At 36.8% G+C, this 19245-nt stretch carries 11 protein-coding genes; 4 read left to right on the forward strand and 7 right to left on the reverse strand.

Annotated features, from left to right (window positions below; translation table 11 throughout):
* Positions 1-88: 88 nt before the first annotated feature.
* The gene (locus CQ046_RS12195; protein WP_105702506.1) at positions 89-1255 is read left to right on the forward strand and encodes a class I SAM-dependent RNA methyltransferase; all 1167 of its coding nucleotides are present in this window, start codon (positions 89-91) and stop codon (positions 1253-1255) included.
* A gap of 757 nt (positions 1256-2012) precedes the next feature.
* Here the strand turns inward: CQ046_RS12195 and CQ046_RS12205 are convergent.
* Both CQ046_RS12205 and CQ046_RS12210 read right to left on the reverse strand, forming a co-directional pair.
* A complete protein-coding gene (locus tag CQ046_RS12205; RefSeq protein WP_105702507.1) occupies positions 2013-2819 on the reverse strand; it encodes a helix-turn-helix domain-containing protein in 807 nt (268 codons plus the stop codon).
* Between the two features lie 39 nt (positions 2820-2858).
* Positions 2859-3872 carry an SDR family NAD(P)-dependent oxidoreductase gene (locus CQ046_RS12210; RefSeq protein ID WP_105702508.1) on the reverse strand — a complete coding sequence of 338 codons (1014 nt, stop codon included), beginning with the start codon at positions 3870-3872 and terminating at the stop codon, positions 2859-2861.
* A gap of 209 nt (positions 3873-4081) precedes the next feature.
* On the opposite strand from CQ046_RS12210, the gene CQ046_RS12215 reads away from it, so the two are divergent.
* Positions 4082-5086 carry a glycosyltransferase gene (locus CQ046_RS12215; RefSeq protein WP_105702509.1) on the forward strand — a complete coding sequence of 335 codons (1005 nt, stop codon included), beginning with the start codon at positions 4082-4084 and terminating at the stop codon, positions 5084-5086.
* A gap of 211 nt (positions 5087-5297) precedes the next feature.
* On the opposite strand, the gene CQ046_RS12220 is transcribed toward CQ046_RS12215, so the two are convergent.
* A complete protein-coding gene (locus CQ046_RS12220) occupies positions 5298-6527 on the reverse strand; it encodes an aminotransferase class I/II-fold pyridoxal phosphate-dependent enzyme (RefSeq protein ID WP_105702510.1) in 1230 nt (409 codons plus the stop codon).
* Between the two features lie 158 nt (positions 6528-6685).
* Here CQ046_RS12220 and CQ046_RS12225 point away from each other — a divergent pair, with 158 nt between their 5' ends.
* Entirely contained in the window at positions 6686-7144 is a 459-nt protein-coding gene (locus CQ046_RS12225; protein WP_105702511.1) for an Lrp/AsnC family transcriptional regulator, read from the forward strand.
* Positions 7145-7186: 42 nt separating this feature from the next.
* Here the strand turns inward: CQ046_RS12225 and CQ046_RS12230 are convergent, their stop codons facing one another.
* The 4 genes from CQ046_RS12230 to CQ046_RS12245 all read right to left on the reverse strand — a co-directional run bounded on the left by CQ046_RS12230 (position 7187) and on the right by CQ046_RS12245 (position 14000).
* Positions 7187-8272 (reverse strand): serine hydrolase domain-containing protein, encoded by a 1086-nt coding sequence (locus CQ046_RS12230; RefSeq protein ID WP_105702512.1) that lies wholly within the window; start codon positions 8270-8272, stop codon positions 7187-7189.
* 199 nt (positions 8273-8471) lie between these two features.
* Positions 8472-9503, reverse strand: a complete 1032-nt coding sequence (locus CQ046_RS12235; RefSeq protein ID WP_105702513.1) for a bestrophin family protein — start codon at positions 9501-9503, stop codon at positions 8472-8474.
* A 207-nt stretch (positions 9504-9710) separates the two neighbouring features.
* Complete coding sequence (locus CQ046_RS12240) at positions 9711-11783, reverse strand: thiamine pyrophosphate-dependent enzyme (RefSeq protein ID WP_105702514.1); 2073 nt, start codon at positions 11781-11783, stop codon at positions 9711-9713.
* A 75-nt stretch (positions 11784-11858) separates the two neighbouring features.
* Positions 11859-14000: a S8 family peptidase gene (locus CQ046_RS12245; protein ID WP_105702515.1), complete on the reverse strand. Its 2142-nt coding sequence runs from the start codon at positions 13998-14000 to the stop codon at positions 11859-11861.
* A 255-nt stretch (positions 14001-14255) separates the two neighbouring features.
* Between CQ046_RS12245 and dnaE the strand changes: the two genes are divergently transcribed.
* On the forward strand, positions 14256-18935 hold the full coding sequence (dnaE, locus tag CQ046_RS12250) for a DNA polymerase III subunit alpha (RefSeq protein WP_105702516.1): 4680 nt from the start codon (positions 14256-14258) through the stop codon (positions 18933-18935).
* Positions 18936-19245: the final 310 nt, after the last annotated feature.

Genomic DNA, 19245 nt, shown 5'->3' on the forward strand with positions numbered 1-19245 from the left:
CATTAAGAGATTGAAAAATTCAATTGGACAAGAAGTTGGATAGCTAATCTTTTAATTTTTAAATCTTTAAATCTTTTAATTCATACTTATGGATACAGAAAATATTAAAATACAGATAAAGACATTCTTCGGATTGGAGCAGATTCTGGCGGAAGAAATCAAAAAACTGGGGGGAAGAAATGTTGAAATTAAAAACAGAGCAGTAAATTGTGAAGGAGATCTTGGTTTTCTTTATAAAATCAATTACTCTGCGAGAACAGCATTGAAAATTCTGGTACCTATTCATGAATTCAAGGCTTTTAATCAGCATCAGTTCTATGACAGACTGTTCAAATTTGAATGGGAAAACTTTATGGATGTTGAGCAGTCTTTCTCTATTGATGCCACTGTAAACTCTGAAACATTCAAACATTCTCAGTTTGTGACTTTAAAAATGAAGGATGCCATCGTGGATTATTTTCAGGAGAAATTCAAAAGACGTCCGAATGTAGAAACGAGAAATCCGGATATCAAATTCCATCTTCATATTGACAGAGAGTTGGTAATGATTTCAATGGACTCTTCCGGTGATCCTTTATTTAAGAGAGGATACAGAAGAGAACAGGGAGAAGCACCTATCAATGAAGTATTAGCAAGTGGTATGCTTCAGCTTGCGGGCTGGGACGGAAAAGGAAATTTCCTTGATCCGATGTGCGGTTCCGGAACATTATTGATTGAAGCAGCAATGATTGCGATGGATCTTCCGGCTCAGATTTTCAGAAAGAGATTCGGGTTCCAGAACTGGAATAACTATGATGCGGACTTGTTTTCTAAAATCAAGGAATTCAGAATTAACAGAGTGAGACAGTTTGATGGAAAAATTGTTGGTTATGATATTGATGGAAAAATGCTGAATGCTGCAAGAATGAATGTAGAGGCAGCGGAAATGGAAGACGTTATCGAAATTAAAAAACAGAACTTCTTTGAATCTAAAAAAGAGCTTTTCCCATTATTAATGGTATTCAACCCTCCATACGATGAGAGAATTTCCATTAATGATGATGATTTCTACAAGAAAATAGGAGATACCTTTAAAACGCATTATCCAAATACCTTGGCTTGGCTGATTTCTTCCGATTTGGAAGCAGTGAAGAAAATCGGATTACGTCCTTCAAGAAAGATCAAACTTTTCAACGGAAAGCTGGAAACAAGATTCTTGCAGTACGAAATGTATGAAGGAACGAAGAAGGTTCATAAATTAGAAGATAATAAATAGCAAGAAAAATTGTTAGGAGATTTTTTTGATCTTTTAGATACCCTATTTAGTGTATCCGGGTTGTTTCAGTCTGGTTCGGGATCATCGAGTTCCAGCTCTGACAGAAAGAGCCTGAATTATGATGAGAAACCTCAAAAGAAAGAATCTAAGAGATCAAAATACTTCACAGAGAAAGTAAGTGCCATAGCTTTGGTATTGGCAACATTTTCTTTTTTTATTGTTTTTAAAGATCCTTTGCCTGCACAAAATTATACACAAACTTTAGTGGTAGCTTCTTTAATAGGAACTGGTATTTCACTTATAGTGTTTTTTATTTTGCACGTTTTGGAACTTTATTATTTTAAAACTCTGTTTAAACTGATTCTTTTCAGCTGCTCAGTGATTGTTTTTTTAATTTCTACAGTATTATATATCTACTTTAGGTCGGGATTTTTTATATAATAGGACAAAATAGTATGAAGGAACGAAGAAGGTTCATAAATTGGAAGATAATAAATAATAACCTCTGAGATTAGAAATGTCCTGGAATTTTTTTGACATATTTGATGTAATTTTTGATTTACTAGATCTGTTTGGTTCTGGATCAAAATCGTCACGGTCATCACAGTCAAAACCTGAAAGAAAAGCATTAAATCATAATGTAATATCTCAAAAGAAGGAACCAAAAGATTTAGATACTTTAAAGAAAAAATAACTTCAGAAGTTATTAAAATCACAAAAAAATAGGTTGTACCAACGAGTGTACAACCTATTTTTTTTATCTTGCCAGTGAAGGTGCAAAACCATACTGTTTTTTAAAGGCATGTGAAAAATGCGAAAAATCCTCAAAACCCACTTCCAGAAAAACATCGGAAGGCCTTTTATTCTTTTCCGATAAATGATAATAGGCCAGTTCAAGACGCTTTTGAGTAAGCCAACGCTGTGGAGTCGTTTGAAAAATCCTTCTGAAATCACGATTAAAGGTAGATAAACTTCTTCCTGTCAGATACCCGAAGCGTTCCAATGGCATATTGAACATATAATTCTTCTCCATAAAGTTAATCAGATCTACTTTTCCCGGTTCATCAAAATCTGCAAGTAAAGTATCGATATCCGGATCAATCTCTCTTAAAATACTGATGGCTTCAGTAATCTTTAAATGAGCAATATTTTCAGGAAGCGGACCTTTAATCTCAAAATAAGGAATGAGAGAAGCAAGGCAGCTGTTCAGAAGCGGATGGCTGCTGAAGCTGTGAATGGTGGACTCTCTCTGTCTATCTTTCCTTTTATAATCAATGGAGCTGTAAAAATCTTTCAGACGTTGTGTGGTAAGATGCATTACTACCGCCTTATGAGGAAGTCCGTCTTTAGGATAATTGATGATTGTAGCAAGATGATTTCTCGGGATCAGAAAAATATCTCCAGCCTTGAACAGATAGGTTTTATCTGCCTGAATAATTTTAGTTTCTCCCGATATGAACCATACCAGCATGTGATATTCAAAAACCGTTTCCGTTTTGAACAGCTTGTCGTCATAACTGGAAATTTTGATATCCGGTGTGAGGTATTGTATCTGAAAGTCCATTGTCAAAAGTTTTTCATTACAAATGTATTTAAAAAACAGTTATTTGGTATCAAACCTAAATCCCAGCATTTCTTCGCTTAGTTTCCATAAACGCGCAGCATTATTTTTGTCAACAGAGTAGGGTTGTACTCCTCGAATAGTGGCCGGTTCATCAAATCTGTGCTCAATTTGTCCTCTGTCTATTTCTGCAATATCGCAGTTTTCACAATAAACTCCGCCTATTTCATTGAGTTGAGGGCTTACAGCACACCAGACTGTTGTAGCAGCTCCTTGTGGAATGGTTTTTAATCGTGCCTCCACTTCAGGCTTGATATTTCCGTTTTCATCGTGGGTTCCGAGTTGTTTATAAAGCTCAATAGGTTCTTCTCTGCCCAGATCTGTTCCATAGACAGACCCTGGATGAAGGGAATAAGCCCTGATATTGAATTCTTTTCCTCTTTCATCAAGTTCCACAGAAAATAGATTACAGGCTGTTTTGGATTGACCGTATCCGGAAAGGGTGTCATAATCTCTCGTCTCAAAATTGGGATCTTCAAAATTAAAAGGAGCCATCTGGTGCCCATAAGAAGAAACACTGATAACCCTTGCTCCATTTGCTTTTTTCAGAGCTAGCCATAGTTTTGACGTAAGATGAAATTGTCCAAGGTAGTTTGTAGCTAGTTGAGATTCAAAACCTCTGCTGTCTCTGCGAAGTGGAACCCACATGATTCCTGCATTATTAATCAGAATATCCAGACTTTTACCAGATGAGATAAATCTTTCTGCAAAAGCATCAATAGAATCAGGATCCATCAAATCCATTTTTTCAAGTTCAAAATTATCAAGTCCTGTAAGGTTTTTTCCTGCTTTTTCAATATCTCTTGCGGGAATAATAACATGGGCTCCGGCTGAGGTGAGGACTTTTGTAGTTTCAAGACCGATTCCTGCGTAACCACCGGTTATGATCACCGTTTTTCCGGTAAGATCAATTCCTTGAATGATTTCCTGGGCTGTCGAATAGACATTAAATCCAGATTGAACAGGCTGCTGCAATGAGCTGATAATTGGTTCCATTTTGTTGTTGGTTTAAATTTCTATAGCAAAATTAGGAGAGATTTATGGTGTTTATTTTGTTTAAAATGTCAAATAACTTGGCTCAAAATTTCATCGATAATTTCTTTTGATTAAGACGAATACAGTTCAACATCATTAATTTCTCTGAATAAGCTGTTAAACTGTTTGTAGGTTGTTCAGCGAATAAGTAATTTTGAAAAATTTTCAATTTGAAACCTACTATTTCCATTGTCGTTGCCATTTACAACCGAAAAGACGAACTTTTTGAGTTGCTGACTTCTCTTACCCAGCAGACAGATAAGGAGTTCGAGATCATTATCGTAGATGATGGCTCCTTGATTGATTTAAAACCGACCATCAAAAATTTTGATGAAATTCTGGATATCAAATATTTCAGAAAAGATAATTCAGGACCGGGGCTGACGAGAAATTATGGAGCAGCAAGAGCAGCTAATGAATGGCTGGTGTTTGTAGACAGTGATGTCATTGTTGAAAAAGATTATATTGAACATATTAAAAATGATATTCTGACCATCCCTTGTGATGCGTTTGGAGGGGCAGATAAAGCTCACAAAGGATTCAATCTGATGCAGAAGGCTATTTCCTATTCCATGACTTCTGTTTTTACTACCGGAGGAATCAGGGGAAGCAAAAAAGCGGTTTCAAAATTTCAGCCCAGAAGTTTTAATATGGGTGTGAAAAAGGCTGTTTTTGAAAAAGTAGGTGGATTTTCCGAAATGAGAATAGGCGAGGATCCGGATCTTTCCATGACTCTTTGGGAAAATGGTTTTACCACTGCTTTTTTTGATGATATTGCCGTATACCATAAACGTAGAGTTGATTTTGGGAAATTCTCCAAACAAGTCTATCAGTTTGGTTGCGCAAGGCCAATCCTTAACCAGAGGCATCCTAATTATGTGAAGATTTCTTTTGCTTTTCCTACCTTATTTATGTTAGGGTATCTGATGGGTTTTCTGGAATATTTTATGATGGGAAGAGGAATCATCCTTTCTTTCTATGGATTGTATACCTTTTTAGTATTGTTCCATGCTTTATTAGTGACTAAAAATATCAGTATTGCCGGTATGGCGGTTATTTCTACTTATATTCAGATGTTTTCTTACGGATATGGTTTCTTAAAATCCTGGATTTTGCTGAATGTTTTCAGAATGAAGCCTGAAGATGCTTTTCCGCATCATTATTATAAGAAGTAACAGAGATAATTGTCTGCGAAAGAAAATTCAATAGGAATGGGCTTTAGCCCATTTATCAAATAAATAACATCTTCCAACGGCTTTAGCCCAAACTTATAAAAGGCTATACAGAGCGATTGTTATTCCGCAGGAATCTAAACGGTTGGAGTTGTAAAATAAGAAAATAAAAAAAGGCTGTTTCATACGAAACAGCCTTTTTACAATAATAAATTTAGGATATAGAAATGTTTTCATGGTGGTTAAGAACGCCTACTTTCAGCATGCACTCCTTCATTTTATGGTAAGTTCTTTTGATGTCGTGGTCAAGGCCGATGGAGAATCTGATCAGTCCGTCTGAAATACCTATGGAAGCTCTTTCTTCTTCAGGAATCTCAGATGAGGTAGATTTTCCTGAGCATGAGAATAGGGTTTTATAGAATCCTAAGCTTACTGCAAGGTAACCCAGGTTTTCTGTCTGCATCAGTTCCATCAGTTCGTTTGCTTTTTCTGTTGTTCCGGCATCCAGAGTCAGTAGTCCTCCGTATCCGTATTCTTCATGAATCATGCTTTTCATTAATTCATGGTTTTTATGAGATGGCAATCCGGGATAAGATATCTTTAATCCGTCTTTTTCAAATCTCTCAGCCAGATACATGGCATTGTGGCTATGCTGTTTGATTCGGATATGTAATGTTCTCAGATTCTTTAAAATGCTTGATGATCTTAAGCTGTCCATAGTTGGTCCAAGAAGCATACATGCTCCGGAATTGACATTCTTAGTATCATCAATAAATTCCTGCGTTGCACAATATACTCCTCCTACCGTATCACTGCTACCGTTGATGAACTTCGTCAAACTATGAATCACAACATCGGCCCCAAATGATATCGGAGAGATAGAAAGAGGAGAGAAGGTATTGTCTACAATCAGTTTCAGGTTGTGTTTTTTACAGATTTCAGAAAGTTTTCTAAGGTCAGCGACTTCAAGAAGCGGATTGCTTACGCTTTCACAATAGATTACTTTGGTATTAGGAGTGATTGCTTTTTCTATAGACTCAAAATTGTTGATATCAACAAAGCTCGTTGACACATTGAATTGAGGGAAGAAGTTTTTAAGAAAAGCATAAGTTCCTCCGTAGATCGTTCTGCTTGAAATAATATGGTCACCACTTTTGCACACCTGCATCAAAACGGAAGTGATGGCTCCCATTCCGGATGCTGTAACGTTGGCAGATTCTGTATTTTCCAGCTTGGCAAGAGCCTGAGCCAGATAAAGATTCATCGGGGATGAATGTCTGGAATACAGGTAGCATCCCTCCGCATTTCCTTCGAAAGTATCAAACATAGTCTTTGCAGAAAGGAATGTATAGGTAGAGCTGTCTGAGATAGAGGGATTCACTCCTCCGAATTCACCAAAATACTGAAGATCCTGGATCTCGTTGGCTGCGTTAAAGTTTTCCATAAATATTGTTTTTATTTTATTGTCCCAATTTGCATTAATTTGCTAATTATTACAATAGAAATTTGAATTTATAGAATATAAAACTGTAAAATATTGTTTATTTAGAAAAAATAATTAGTATCTTCGAAAATATTAAATTTTTACCAAAAAAATATCTAATGGAACTTGACGAAACTGATAAGAAACTCCTGTCTTTTTTGCAGGAAGACTGCAAACAAACGACCAAAGAGCTGTCCGGTAAGCTTGGATTATCTGTTACAGCTGTTTATGAGCGTGTGAAAAAGCTTGAAAATGCAGGCGTCATTTCAAAATATGTAGCCTTGCTGGACAGGAGTAAAGTTAAGAAAAATTTTATTGTCCTGTGTCATGTGAAACTAAGCCAGCACAAGAAGGAATTTGTACTGCAGTTTGAAAAAGAAGTGATGGATCTTCAGGAGGTTACAGAATGCTTCCATGTGAGCGGTGACTATGATTATATCCTTAAAATAGGGGTGAAAGATATTGAAGACTACCGCAGTTTTATGTTGACGAAATTGACGACGCTTCAGCACATCGCAAGTACGCACAGCTCATTTATGATTTCTGAAGTGAAAAACACAACGGCGATTGTATTATAGAATATTAATATTTTCTTGTTTAAATTGAAAGGAGATTAATGCTTATTCATCTCCTTTGGTTATTTTATCAATGAAATAGTGAAGTCTTTTGATTTCTGTTCTGCCTTTGTTTTTGTCATTCAGAAAGCAGGTGGTTACGATAACCATTTTTAAATCAGGAATCACACAGATAAGCTGACCGCCATATCCTGTGGCTACTAAAGCCTGATGTCCGTTGGTTTTTCTTCGCCACCAATAATAACCATATCCGTTGGCATCCGGCATTACATCCCATGAATCCAGCTTTACCTGTTCAGAAGTAGATTCCTGAATCCATTTTGAAGAGACGATCTGTTTGCCGCTAAATTTTCCGTTATTCAGGATCATAGTACCGAATTTCAATAGATCTTCAGGTTTCATAAAAAGCTCTGAACCTGCAAAGTTTCTATCCATTGAATCCGTATCCCATCGGGGAATATTCATTTTTAAAGGTCTAAAAAGATTTTCTGCAGCAAATTGTTTCAGATTGGTCTTTACAATTTTTGCCAAAGCAGCCCCAAAAAGATGGCTTTCACCGCTGTTATAATTAAAAACTGTTCCCGGATATTCTTCAAAAGGCAGATCCAGTACAAATTTTACAGGATCACCGGAAAAAGACATCGCTGTTGAAATTTTTGAATTTTCAACCCAGTCAAAACCACCCTGCATGGTCAGTAGATTTTTTAATGTTAATGTATTTCTGATTGAATCATGAGTTACTTTTCCTTCAATGTTGGAAATATTTTTAAATCTGCTTCTTGAAATGTTGTATTCCGGAAGAATTTTTAAAACCGGAGTGTTGAGATTGGGAAGTATGTTTTTATCTTGTGCAATACCTGCCAGCACAGACACGATACTTTTGGTAACAGATTTTATGCTGAAGATGGTTTCTTTATTGGCTCCATGGAAGTACTGCTCATAAATTAGCTTATTGTTTTGCGATACAATGAAAGATCCCAGAGATGGAATGCTGTCATTAATTTCTTTAGTGAATTTCTCTGTAAATTCCTTCGGTAATTCTTTGTTGAAGGCTGCCTGTGACTTCACTTTGGTGCAGAATAGGGTAAGACAAAGTATTGTCAAAGCCTGCAGAAGTTGCTTAGATCTCATTGTTTAAAAAAGAAGGGATAAATGATTAGCTGATGAACAAGTAGAAGCTAAATCAATTCGGATGGATTAACATAGCTTATGCTTTCAATGCCTCTAAATTATGAAAAACAATGAACTTTTAAAATATATTTTATCGGATATTTTAAATTTTTTTAATGATTCTTAAATTCATTTTTTGCTTAAATTGATACCTTAGGAATTACACCAACACTCCATGTTTAGAAGCAATAGGATCCGGAAGATCTGTTTCTCCGCTCATCTGAAGAAGATCTATTTCAATCGTTCTGCAGATAGAAAGCATGGGAACGTCAAACATCAATCCTGCGAAAGGATTTTCAGAATAATCTCCTACCAGTTCCATAATGATGTAAATCCATCCGATGATGATACAGAACGGAATAGAGGTCCAGATTCCCCAGTCTCCCAATTTTGCAAATTCGTTGACTAATCCCAACGGGAGCAGCATAATAAACAGAATATTAAAAACAAAAGCTGTACTGGCAAACTGTCTTGGAGAAGGGAACTTCTTAATTCTTTCTGCCTGTCCCTGGAAATTGTAGAATTCATTCAGAGCGTTCTGAAGCTGAGTCTGGTTGAATTCTGTAATGGCTCCTATGTTTTTAAGCTCATTGATATCTTTTGCCTGTTGAGCAGTCAGGTAGGTGGCAAAATTTTTATAATCATTCTTAAGATCATATTCTTCCTCCGAAAGATATTTGTGCAGGAAAATAGGGGCTCTTCCATAATCCGGAAATCCTGCCTTGATTAGTCTGTTTCTTCTCAGGTTGATATTCCCGAATTTATTATTTTCCGTACTGATATGCTCCCATTCTGTAGGAACCAAAAGCTGTTCACGGAAAGTATACAACCATGCAATATGACGGTAAACAATTCTTTTTTTACGGTCTTCAAGATCAAAAACGCCAATTTTTTCATTTTTGGTATCAAAAGCATAGACCATTGATGCAAATGAACGGCTGGAATTCACAATTCCACCCCATATTTTTCTGGCTTCCCAAAGTCTGTCATAAGCCTGGTTGTTTTTGAAACCCACAAGGAAAGCCTCTGCTGTACCAATCAGTGCAACAGGAACCCATGGAATTGTCATCCAATGCCAGTTGAAGAAATAAAAGAAAACAGCAATCAGGGTACACCAGATTGAGATTAAAATAAGATGTACACCGGCTAGATTGAGGACTTGTTTATAATTGACGTATTTGGTTGTGATCATAAAGAAGGATGTGTTTTGCGTGTATAGACAAAATAAATACCAAACTGTGATTAATTTTGTTTTGTAATGCCTGTTAGATAATGGGTAATCGGGTTTTATTGGTTTATAATGATCTAGAATTGAGATTGATAATCTTACATAAAAGTAGTGAAAAAATTGCATAAAAAAACCTCTAAAATTTTTTAGAGGTTTTAATTTTATATAAAATTAATATTTCAGCATTTCTTCAATCTTACTGCTGAGCTTTTCAGCATTGGGAAGCATTTCTTTTTCCAGAACCAGATTGATAGGGACAGCAGGTACATCCAGAGATCCCATTGTTTCTACAGGTGCGTCAAGATACTTGAAGCAGTTTTTGGAAATACGGTGTGCGAAAGCTTCTGCAAAAGAGTTGTTAAGCTGTTCTTCGGTTAGAACGATACACTTTCCGTGTGCTTTTACTCTTTCGAAAACAAGTTCTTCATCCAGAGGAATCAATGTTCTTAAGTCAATTACCTCAACTCTTCCATTGAAATTCTTGGCTGCTTCTTTCGCCCAGTAAACCCCCATTCCGTAAGTTACAACCAATAATGTTCTGCCTTTTTCAGTTTCGTCCTTATTAGCTTCAATGATTACTTTCCCTTTTCCAAACGGAAGAACATAGTCTTCAGCTGGTTCTATCGTTTTAGCATCTTCAGTTCCCGGAACTTTACTCCAGTACAATCCTTTGTGTTCCAGCATTACTACCGGGTTCGGGTCATAATAAGCTGCTTTTAACAACCCTTTAAAATCGGCAGCATTACTTGGATATGCTATTTTAATTCCTTTGATGTTGGCTAAGATACTTTCAACACTTCCACTGTGGTAAGGGCCACCACCGCCGTATGCTCCGATTGGAACACGGATGATGTTGCTTACAGGGAATTTTCCACCACTCAAATAACTTGATTTTGAGATCTCTGTAATGAGCTGGTTGATTCCCGGATAAATATAGTCAGCAAACTGAACTTCAACGATTGGTTTTAATCCAACAGCACTCATCCCAGCTGTAGATCCTATGATATAAGCTTCTTGAATTGCTGTATTGAATACTCTTTTGCTTCCGAATTTTTTTCCTAAAGTAACTGTTTCACGGAAAACCCCACCAATTCTTTCTCCAACATCCTGCCCGTAAAGAAGAGCTTCAGGGTGCTTCCACATCAATTCCTGTATCGCGTGGATGGCAGCATCTACCATTACAATTTTTTCTCCGTTGGCAGGTTCACGTGTTCCTGTTTCCTCTGTAATAGGAGTGGGAGCAAAAACGTGCTGCATTACGGTTTCAGGCTTCGGGTCTTCTGCGTTTTTAGCTTTTTCAAAAGCTTCTTCGGCTTCAAGGCGTGCCTTTTTAGTAATTTGCTTTAAAAGATCCTCATCAACACCTGCTTCCAGCAAGTATTTTCTAAGGATTTCTCCCGGATCTTTAGCTCTATGTTTGGTTAAATCTTCTTCGTCTCTATAGAATTCTCTTCTTACTCCGGAAGTATGATGACCAATTAATACAGTCTTTGCACAAACAACTAAAGGTTTTCTTTCTGTTCTTACAAAATCTACAGCTTTTTTCATAGCTTCGAAACTTTCCACGAAATCAGTCCCGTCTACTCTCATTCTGCTTAATCCGGTGAATCCTGCTACAAAATCATAAGCGTCGCAGGTTCTTGCTTCATCCTTGGTTACGGAAATTCCCCATTCGTTATCCTGAACCAGGAAAATAATAGGAAGCTGGTGTAATGCCGCAAACTGTAATGCCTCACTTACTTCACCTTCAGTAACAGAGTTATCTCCAAGGCTGCACACGACAACAGGATTATTTTCAAATTCCTGAAGATTAAAATCCTGAATATACTTTATTCCCTGTGCTACCCCTGTAGTAGGGATAGTCTGCATTCCGGTTGCGGAGCTTTGGTGAACAATTTTAGGTTTGTTTTCATCCCTGCTTGAAGGGTGGGAGTAATAAGATCTTCCTCCTGAAAAAGGATCATCAGCTTTAGCCAGTAATTGAAGCATTAGTTGATAAGGCTCAAAACCGATTCCCAGAAGAATACTTTCATCTCTGTAATAAGGAGAAACCCAGTCTTCTTTCTTCAGCTGATAGGCTGTTGCAAGCTGAATAGCTTCGTGGCCTCTTGATGTGCTATGAACATATTTACAGACATTTCTGTTTTCTTCGTAAATATCGGCCATGGCTTTGGCCAGCATCATATGATTATACGCTTTGAGTAATATATCCTGAGAAACTTTTTCGTGAAGTGCATTTTCCATAGGAAGCAAATATACACAAAAAAACAAAATACTAACAACTGTTAGTATTTTGTAGAAAATCTTTGTAGATATAGGTTATTCCTTGATCACTTTTTTAGAAATAACATCTTTGTCTGTTTTTACTTCAATAATGTAAATTCCCTTTGTGTAAGCAGATAAATCGATCTGTTCTTTGTCATTATTGATGGTACCGCTTTGTAATTTTTTACCGGTAAGATCATATACATTGAATGTAGATTTTTTAGGAGCTTTCAGAATGTTTGTAATATCCTTTGTAATAGTAGGGGAAATAGCAAGGTTATTAAGAGGATTGGAAATATCTTTAGTTCCTAATAGTTCAGTAAATCCTGTTACGATCACAGAGTAGTTTTGAGGAGCAGTTCCGCCTGTGTTATTTTTCAGGATGCCTTTGTTGGTGATCTCTATTTTATAAGTTCTTCCTGCAACCGGAGCATCTACTACCACCTGTTCTACGTTGTCTACTACATTGTCTCCTTTTGTAGCAGGAGTCATTGGATTATTAGCATCTAGTTTCCATGGATAGTATACCGTATTGGTAGTGGTATCCGTAATTTTCAGGTCCAGATCATTAACTAGCTTCGAATTTCTGTTGTTGTAAATGTCACTCCATTGATTCGTAAAGTTGGTGAACTCAGGATCTATCCATGATATAGTTACTTTTAAAGGCTCAGAGCCTGATGCTTTTACTGTTTTTACATTAGCAACTCCACTGGTTAAGGTTTCATCATTAAAAATAATACTGTTGTTGGATTTTCCTACCAGTAGCTCAGCTCCTTTTTTAGCATCAATAAATCCCCATCCGAATTGTGGGTCAGGACCTATATTGCCTGCTTCTTTTGCAGAATGTACCATTAGCGTTTTGGCTGATGCAGCATTTAATAGGCTTCCTCCAAAAAGCTGTTTGTTAATCTGAGTCCAAAGTCCCACAATACCAGTTACTACAGGAGCGGAATAAGAAGTACCGTCTCCGATATCTATTTTACTGCCTCCAATGGCATTATTGTCTGTCCATGCACTGGCAACATCTGTTCCCACAGCAGTAATATCCGGCTTGATACCTCCGTCATCTCTTGGCCCTGCGCTGCTGTAAACGGAATGGACAACATCTGATGAAGCGGTATATCTTCCGTCATTGGTGGTAATTCTATCTGCTGCTGCTACAACAATGATATTTTTCCCTAAAGAACCAATTCCTATACAGTCATATCCTTGTGCACAATTGCTTTGTGGTAGTGTATCTGTTGGGGCAAATTCAACCAAATTACCACTATTGTCTCTGTAATATTTTTTATAAGTACTTGTGGCGGCACTAGGTCCTTCGCCAAATGAGTTTCCGGCAGATTTTACAATGATGTATGAAGGATTGTTGTATACAATCTGGTCATAATCACGATCATTGGTGTGGTAAGTTCCCTGAGCATCAAAAGAGGTGTTTGGGCTGGCGAAAGCTCCATTCCAAACCCATGAAGGTTCATTATTGATCAGCTGAGGATCTGCCCATCCCTGGTTGCTTCCATAAGAATGATTAGAAATATTAGGCTGGGCTGTAACAATTTTTTGAAATACAGTCTTTTGTGTTGTTTCTCCATCCAGTATAGACGTTCCGAAAGCATAAGCGTCAATGGTAGAATTAGGTGCAATACCTTTGAAGTTAACCTGTCTGGTTGTTCCATTCGTAAATGTTACCGTATAAGGATAGTCTTTAGCACCTATAAAGCTGGATACAGCTGTGGCATGATCGCCGTAATTAACGGTACTGCTTTCTTTATTTGTTATTCTGTTAGGAAGGTTGTTGAAAAATACATGGCCTGCAAATACTCTTGCTACTCCTGAAGAAGTACTCCCGTCAAAAATGGTAAACTTAATGCCTTCTCCATTGAAAGATCCTGTTAAACCTGTAATCGTTCCTCCCTGTAAAAAATCAGAATTGGAATTTTTAATTTGATCACCATCATGCGCCTGCATAAAATAAGGCCTGTTATCTGGTAAAAAACCTGCCAGGGTGGCTCTTTGTAATTCAATCTGTTTTAAAGTTTCAGGGCTTCTGTCAGTACCAAATCTCTTAGATACGTAGGTGTCAAACTTGCTGTTGTTTTCTATTCTCTGCCGTTCAAACTGTCTGTTTAATTCTTCATTGTTTTGTGCACTTAATAGTGAAACCACAAAAGAACTGATTAAAAGTAATTGTTTCTTCATTTTAGGTAGTAAATTGTTAAAAAGTATGATTGATCAAAATTATGTAAAATTTTAATAGACAGTTGTTTTTCAGTATATAACTCTAATTTTTTAATATAATTTTAATTTAACTTAAAAAAAATAGAGTTATTCTTAAATAATTTCTATTTTGTCTGTTTTGAGTATTATTGATTCTTTGTATCGTAGACATGAAACAATTATTGGAAAAAATGAAGTAACTTTACATTCTCTTTTATAAAAAAGTTAGAACATTATATGTATTTAATTTTTGACACAGAAACAACCGGTTTACCAAAAAATTTCAACGCTCCGCTTTCAGACTCGGATAACTGGCCAAGAATGGTTCAGATTGCTTGGCAAGTGCACGATGATGATGGAAATTTGATTGAAAACCAGGATTATATAATAAAACCTGAAGGGTATGATATTCCCTTCAACGCAGCACGTATTCACGGAATTACAACAAAGATTGCTAATGAAGAAGGACGGGATCTGCAGGAGATTCTTGAAGAATTTTCTAAAGTCCTTGAAAGAGTAAGAGTGGTTTCCGGACATAATGTAGAATTCGACTATAATATTGTAGGAGCAGAATTTTTCAGAAAAAACCTGAAAGATAACCTACAGGAAAAGCCCAAAGCAGATACCATGATTTTGGGAACCGATTTCTGTCAGCTTGGTGGAGGTCGTGGAGGAAGATTTAAACCTCCGAAACTTGAAGAACTTTATGAAAAACTATATGGGAACAAATTTGATGAAGCCCATAATGCTGCTGCCGACGTAAATGCTACTGCCAGAGCTTTCTTTGAAATGGTAAGAATTGGTGTAGTACCTGCTGATACCTTAAAGATTTCAGAAGATCAGCTTGCTTATTTCAGAAGCCTGTATCCGGATCCGATAAAGCCTTTCAATATTGTTATCAGAAGGCAGGTTGCTGATTTTCATAATAAAAAGAAGCAACAGGATTTTGGAAGTATTGATGAAATTGATTTAGGTAAATATTTCAATTTTGATAACCATAGTGTCTTCTCTACACTTACGGCTACTTCTAGTATCAATGATTTGATTAAAAAAGCTTCTGATGAAAATTTCCCGGCTGTCGGTATGGTGGATCTAGGAAATATGATGGGAGCTTTTAAGTTCGTTTCAGCAGTGGAAGGAGCTAATGGTGACAGAGCGAAGAAATATAAAGAATATTTAGCAAAAAAACAGGAAGCAGAAGAAAAGGGAACAGAATTCAATGAAGTGGAACCTGTTTCCGAACCGCTTATCCCGGTTGTAGGCTGCGAATTTTATATTTCAGATCGTTATGAGCAAAAGCAATTTACCAAAGATGATCCGGACAGGAGAACGCAGGTAGTGCTTTTAGCAAAAGACTTTAACGGATATAAAAACCTGGCCAAACTTTCCAGTATCGGTTTCCTCAAGGGATTCTATTTTGGAGTTCCAAGGATAAGCCGTGAATTGATTGCTCAATATAAAGAAGGGGTTATTGCTTTGACTTCCGGAATTATGGGGGATATTCCTGATGCCATCTTAAATACCGGTGAACAAAAAGGGGAAGAGCTATTCAAATGGTGGAAAGATACCTTTGAAGACGATTTTTATGTACAGATTCAGAATCATAAGCTGCCTGAAGAAGAGCACTTGAATGAGGTTTTGCTGTATCTGGCAGATAAATATAATGTTAAAATTTTAGCTCAGAACGAGACTTTTTACACCAATAAAGATGATTCTAACATCCAGGATATTGTAAGCTGTATCAAAGATGGTGAAAAGCTCACAACACCTGTTGGAAAAGGATTTGGTAAAAGAAGAGGATTAGCTACAGGAGAATATTACATCAAAAATTCTGATGAAATCAAAGAAGCTTTTTTAGCCTATCCCGATGCTTTTGATGCCTATGAAGAATTCACCGCAAAGTTTAAACCTTATACCTTAAAAAGAGACGTTCTTCTTCCAAAGTTTGATATCCCGGAAGAATTTATCCATGCAGAAGATGAGGTAGACGGCGGAAAAAGAGGAGAGATGGCTTATCTTACCTATCTTACCTTTGAAGGAGCGAAAAGAAGATATGTCGATTCAGGGCTTATGAGTGAAATTTCTGCTGAAATTAAAGAACGTCTGGATTTTGAGCTTGAAGTAATTGCCAATACCGGTTATCCGGGATACTTCCTTATTGTACAGGATTTCTGTAATGAAGCCCGTAATATGGGGGTTTGGGTTGGTCCCGGCCGTGGTTCTGCTGCAGGTTCTGCTGTGGCTTATTGTACCGGAATTACCAATGTAGATCCAATCAAGTATGATCTCCTTTTTGAGCGATTCCTGAATCCGGAAAGGGTTTCCATGCCTGATATTGATATTGACTTTGATGATGAAGGACGAGATAAAATCATCAAATGGGTAGTTGAAAAATATGGTAAAAATCAGGTAGCGCAGATTATTACCTACTCAGTTTTAGGGGGGAAATCTGCGATTAAAGATGCGGGAAGGGTTTTGGATGTTCCAATTCCTGATACAAACAATATTGCTAAATTGATTCCTCCAAGTCCAGGGATGAATATTGCGAAAGCTTTAGCAAAATATGATAAATTAAAACCCGAAGAACAGATGCTTGTTGACGAGATGAGATATGTTCTTGACAGTCCTGATGATGCCCGACACGGAGTTTTGGCAAGTGCTAAAAAGATGGAAGGCTGTATCAGAAATACCGGAATTCACGCCTGTGGTGTAATCATTACGCCGGAAGATGTGAGTAACCTGGTTCCGGTGACTATTGCAGCGAAAGATGCAGATATCTTAGTATCGCAGTTTGATAACTCCGTTGCAGAAAGTGCAGGTCTTTTGAAGATGGACTTTCTGGGGTTGAGAACTTTAACTATCATTAAAGATGCGTTGAAGCTCGTAAAAGCAAGGTACGGACTGGATATTGATCCAGATAATATTCCGCTGGATGATGCTAAAACCTATCAGCTGTTTAAAGAAGGAAGAACGGTAGGGATTTTCCAGTACGAAAGTCCCGGAATGCAAAAGTACATGAGGGAGCTTAAACCTACGGTTTTTGCCGATCTTATTGCTATGAATGCCTTGTACCGTCCGGGCCCTATTAAATATATTCCAAATTTCATCAATAGGAAACACGGAATTGAAGAGATCGTTTACGACTTACCGGAAACAGAAGAATATTTAAAGGAAACATACGGGATTACCGTTTATCAGGAGCAGGTAATGCTTTTGTCTCAGAAATTGGCCAATTTTACGAAAGGTGAAGCCGATACTTTGAGAAAAGCAATGGGTAAAAAGCAGATTGATGTTCTGAATAAAATGTACCCTAAATTCATCGAAGGAGGTAGAAAAAACAACCTGAATGAAGAAAGGTTAGAGAAAATATGGAATGACTGGAAGGCCTTTGCTGAATATGCTTTCAACAAATCTCACTCAACGTGTTATGCATTCATTGCTTATCAGACCGCATATCTAAAGGCGAATTATCCTGCCGAATATATGGCGAGCGTAATGAGTAATAACATTAATAATACGGATTCAATTACCATGTTCATGGAGGATTGTAAAAGTATGGGCGTAGATGTATTAGGGCCGGATGTGAATGAATCCGAATACAAATTCTCGGTAAATGAAAAAGGGCAGATCCGTTTCGGACTGGGAGCAATCAAAGGAATTGGTGAAGGACCGAGTGAGGGAATTACAAGAGAAAGAAGAAACGGAAGATTCAAAAATATTTACGATTTCTTTGAAAGGATTCTGCCTTCACAAATGAATAAAAGAGTAGCGGAAAGTTTGGTTTTGGCTGGAGGTTTTGATGAATTGGATTCTTTCCACAGAGGTCAGTATTTTGATATCGATATGGCTGGAAGAACGAATCTGGAAAGATTGATCAGGTACGGACAAAGCTTTCAGGAGAGTAAAAACGAGATGGAACATTCTCTGTTTGCTGATTTTGCGGAAGAAGTTCAGATTGAGCAGCCGAAATTGGCTCCTTGCCCGGAATGGCCAAACATGCATAAACTTAATAAAGAAAAAGAAACGATAGGGTTTTACCTTTCTGCACATCCTCTGGATGAATTTAAATATCAATATCAGTTTATGCAGGGGCAGCTTTCTAAAAAGGCAGTATTGGAGAAGGATGAGGAAAAAATAGTTGCTGATGAAGCTCCTATCCTGGAAAAAGATTCCGTAGATGAGGTTGCAGATCTTGTAGAAATTGTTTCAGATGATGTTGTGGCTGGTGAAGAAGAAGAGATTATAGAAGAGGTTACAAAAAAAGCTGAACCGAAAGGTGTTTTTCATTTTTTGAATCTGGATGAAGTTGATGCCTATAAAGAACAGGCTTTTGCAAATAAGCAGGAAGAATTATTTGAAGAGAAGAAGAAAGACTGGAAAACGTTGCAAAAAGAAAGAGAAAATGGCGGCGGTGGGAAAGAGTATACAGTGGCAGGCTTGATTACGGAGTATGTAGTGAAAGATGGTTTTAGAAGTGGTGAGAAAGTAGCTTTTGTTACCTTGGAAGATTATTCGGGATCCTATTCATTCAGGTTGGGAGATCGGGATTATATGAGATTGAAGGAGAAGCTGGAGGTTCAGAGATTTGTTATTTTCAAAATAAAATTTGCTCAGGTCAAGGATGGAAGAGTCTTTGTGAATGTAAATGATGTGATAGAACTTCAGGAAGCATTTGAAAGGTTTGCAAAAAGCATATCTTTGGTAATGGATGTGATGGATGTAAGACCGGAAGATCTAGACTTTTTCAGAACGATCCTTGATAGAAATAAGGGAAATCAAAAGTTGAAATTCTTTATCAAAAACCTGGAAGATGATTCTCATATTGAAGTGCAGTCAATGAAACATTCGGTAGATTTGAATGGAGATTTGATTAAAGAAATTCAATTATTGAATAAATATGAATTCTATTTGAATTAAAATATAATATATTATTTAAAACAGAGTGGCTTAGGTCGCTCTTTTTTTGTTTACATATTGAGGATATTGATGAAAAATTATAAATAGCTTTTTATGTTAAATAGAAAATTTTTCTGAAGTCTATTTTAATTGTGTAGTAATTTAATATTTTGATTATCAATTATTTGACATTTTTCATCGTATTGCGAAATAAATATTAAAATTAAATAAACGTTTGATTTTATTGTGTTTTAATACTGTTTTTAATTGTTTTTATTTAGTATTTTATGATAATTTTTAATATTTCTATTAATAATTGAATTTATATTTA

The sequence above is a fragment of the Chryseobacterium sp. MYb7 genome (assembly GCF_002979455.1).
Lineage (GTDB): Bacteria > Bacteroidota > Bacteroidia > Flavobacteriales > Weeksellaceae > Chryseobacterium.